Origin of the sequence: Dendronalium phyllosphericum CENA369 (assembly GCF_016056275.1) — a bacterium.
Classification (GTDB): Bacteria; Cyanobacteriota; Cyanobacteriia; order Cyanobacteriales; family Nostocaceae; genus Dendronalium; species Dendronalium phyllosphericum.
Window position 1 is genome coordinate 1 of sequence record NZ_JAECZA010000157.1, and the last position, 3,325, is coordinate 3,325.

General features: G+C 46.3%; 2 protein-coding genes. Both read right to left on the reverse strand.

Features of this window, described 5'->3' with window-relative positions:
• Positions 1-275: 275 nt before the first annotated feature.
• Positions 276-1,277 carry an AEC family transporter gene (locus I8752_RS21265; RefSeq protein WP_214434276.1) on the reverse strand — a complete coding sequence of 334 codons (1,002 nt, stop codon included), beginning with the start codon at positions 1,275-1,277 and terminating at the stop codon, positions 276-278.
• 471 nt (positions 1,278-1,748) lie between these two features.
• Positions 1,749-3,107, reverse strand: coding sequence for an ABC transporter ATP-binding protein (locus I8752_RS21270; protein ID WP_214434277.1), 1,359 nt, complete (start codon positions 3,105-3,107; stop codon positions 1,749-1,751).
• Between the last annotated feature and the right edge of the window lie 218 nt (positions 3,108-3,325).

Below are 3,325 nucleotides of genomic sequence, written 5' to 3' on the forward strand. Positions count from 1 at the left end.
GGGGTGTGGGGTGTGGGGGAAGAAATAGCCCCAACAACCTCCTGGGTACAAGCCCCGTATGAGTCAAGACGATGGCATTGGTGGGGCATCCTCGCCCCGACCAATGCCGTCTTCTCTACACCCGTTGCGCCACCCCCTACACCCTCTTCGTGACTGTGAAACGTCAACGGTAAATATTGGAGGACATTGCCTAAAAAGATTCAATTTAGGCAATGTTTAATTATTAGCGATCGCTCTTGTTTTGGGGTCATCGCCCAAAATCGCATTGCTTACCCCTAAATCTGGGATGAGCCAAAGACTGCAATCCACAAAGGCAAGACAAGAAGTAACAACAGTGTAGAGAGGATGATACTGCTAGCAATTAAATTGCTGTCGAGGTTGTATTCTTCTGCCAAAATTAGACCAGCAAAAGCTGAAGGCATTCCAGACATTAAGACCATTGCCAAACGGCGATCGCCTGATAATCCCAGAAACAAAGTTGTCAATAACCCAACTAATAGCGGTATGGCCACAACTCTGAGAAAAGCAGGTATAAAAGCCAGTTGAAGATTTTGCCAATTCTGAAGTTGAGCCAAGCGAATGCCGGTCAACAAAAAAGCACAGGCAATGACGATGTTAATAGATGCTTGGAGTCCCGATTCGATTGCTGCTGGCAAAACTACTTGCTGAGTGAGAATCCCAAGGATAAAAGCCCATAGAGGAGGTACTGTCAGCAGATCCCGCAGTTGTATCCACCAGCGATTAGAGGATTGTTCGTGACTGAAGTAGCTAGCAATTAGCACTCCCACTCCATAGGGGCCGATAACATTGTGAGTGATGCTGAAAAGTAAAACCCAGTTTAAGACATCATTTTGGATGAGAGAGGGAGCGATCGCTAAACCAACAAAACCCGTATTTCCCAAAACAGCGGATAATAAAAAACTTCCTTGAGTAGGAGAGTCAAGCCAATGGCTAGCAACAGACTCATCTGAATCTGGCTTGATTTGCTGGGACAAAATTTTTTTCCATACCCATAGAACGAGCAATGTGATAATTAAACCTACTAATATTGCTCCAAATGTAATTATTGCTGCCAGTAACGGTAAACTTTCTATACCATGAAATTCTCCTTGATTACTTTGTCGAGACAGTGCCACTAATTGTAATGGCACTCCAACCCAGTAAAGACCGCGACCTAGAAAATGTGGTAACCACGGTGGTAAAAATCTAAATATTAATAACCCCAGACTTATCCATAGAATCAGGGGCGTATAAGCATGAAAGAGAGTTTCTGTCATGAATAATAAGAATTCACTTTATGATGATTCAGCACTCAGTAATCAGTAGTAATAAAATAACAACTGACTACTGACCAAGCTCGGTTGTGGCGGGGTGTCGGGTGTCGGGTGTTGGGTGTAGGGAAGAAATAGCCCCAACAACCAGTGGGATACAAGCCCCGTATGAGTCAAGACGCTTGCGCCCTTCGGAGTTCAAGCTCCGTCCAACGCTGTTTTCCCCTACACCTCACACCCTGTTTTTGACCGGCACAGCCAATTTAATATAAAAAGCGCAATAAATTGCTACCTTCATCCAGCTTAACTTGGTTGCGGCGCATCCTCAAAGTATCCAAACCCTCGGATAGTAAAAGGGACTAGGGATTGGGGATTGGGGATTAGGGATTAGGGATTAGTTATAAGTCTGAAGTTACCACTCTTGTCCCCTAGTCACCAGTCACCAGTCACCAGTCACCAGTCCCCAGTACCCTAGTTTTAGTCAAGAGTATCAGTATTAACGTTTGGTTCGGGAAGATACAACCGCTCTTCACCAGCATCATACTCAAATAATTCTGCATAACGCCCCCAGTCAACTGCTGTGGCAAACTGGCGTTCGGTTTCGGCGTGGGGAAAATGCTCATCCCACAAATCTAGAAAGAAGTCTGAGCGCATGGAATTGTCTCGCTTCTGTTGCAATGTTTGCACAATACTTGTCAAGACAGGAACGTGTTGGCGAGCTTGTTGCTGAAACAGGTCTTTACTACGAAGAATGGTTGTGGTGGCAAAATCCTGGCCAATTTCTGTGAGTTTGACATCTCCCTGGGAGACTTCAGCAAACCCCAGCAAGACAGCAGCATCTAGAATCGGTAAAAGATCGTCAACTGAAAGCTGAATACGTTCTGCCAGTTGGGGGAGATCGTCGGTTCCTTCAGGGCGATCGACAACTAGTTCGAGCAAACCACTAATACCGCCAGCGCGGGCATGAGGTAAAGGTTTGGCATAGGGGGACTGTGGTGCTGGGGTAGAAGTTTTCAAAGCCTCTGTAGTTACTTTACTAGTGACTTCAATCTGGGGATTGGTCATAGCTGTATAAATGTAATCTACGAGGTCTTTGAAACGAGGATTGGTGCGATCGTGGGGTCTAGGTAAATCAATCGTCACCTCGCCCCGAATATGTCCGGGATTGGCTCCCAAAATAATAACGCGATCGGCGAGAAATACGGCTTCTTCAATATTATGGGTGACAATCAAGATGCTTTCGGATGGGAAGGTTCCGGCATTCCACAAATCATCAATTTCACCCCGCAGATTCTCTGAGGTCAGCACATCTAAAGCGCTGAATGGTTCATCCATAAATAGTACTTGTGGTTGCAGCACAAATGCCCGCGCAAAGCCGACTCGCTGCTTCATACCACCGGATAATTCTTTGGGATAAGCACTTTCAAAGCCATCCAAACCGACTAAATCGATCGCTTTGAGTGCCCTTTGTCGCCGTTCTTCTCGGTTTATGCCCCGCGCTTCCAGCCCTAACTCGACGTTCTCTTGTACTGTCAGCCAAGGTAGCAACGCAAAGCTTTGGAAGACCATTGCGACATCATTATTTGCCCCACGCAAGGATTTACCACTGCTCAACACCCGTCCCTGACTGGGCGGAATCAGTCCTGCCATGATTCGCAACAATGTACTTTTGCCGCTACCACTCCGCCCTAGCAATGCTAAAACTTCGCCCGATCGCACGCTCAAGCTGACATCGCGCAACACTGTAAACTCACCTTTGCCTTCTGGTAAGGAAAAACTTTTGTGTACCTGCTCGACAGCTATTAAGGTTTTGTTGGTTGTTTGTGTTGTCGTCATGGTTCTTAGTCTCCTCTACAAAAATGTTAAACTCGGACTGAAAAAATGACTCAAACAATGAATAGGGTGTGGGGTGTAGGGAAAATAAGCCACGCCACTTGCGGGTGGGGTTTCAACCTGACTTGCAATATAAGGATTTTTTCGCCCTAACGTGGTGAGACTTTAAACCTTACTTCGGGGCTAATTCTTCCCCCACACCCTATCCCCTACCCCCTACC

Bases quoted from the DNA above. Each gene is read 5' to 3' on its own strand.
- I8752_RS21270 (WP_214434277.1), bottom strand. From the start codon at position 3,107: ATGACGACAACACAAACAACCAACAAAACCTTAATAGCTGTCGAGCAG.
- I8752_RS21265 (WP_214434276.1), bottom strand. From the start codon at position 1,277: ATGACAGAAACTCTCTTTCATGCTTATACGCCCCTGATTCTATGGATA.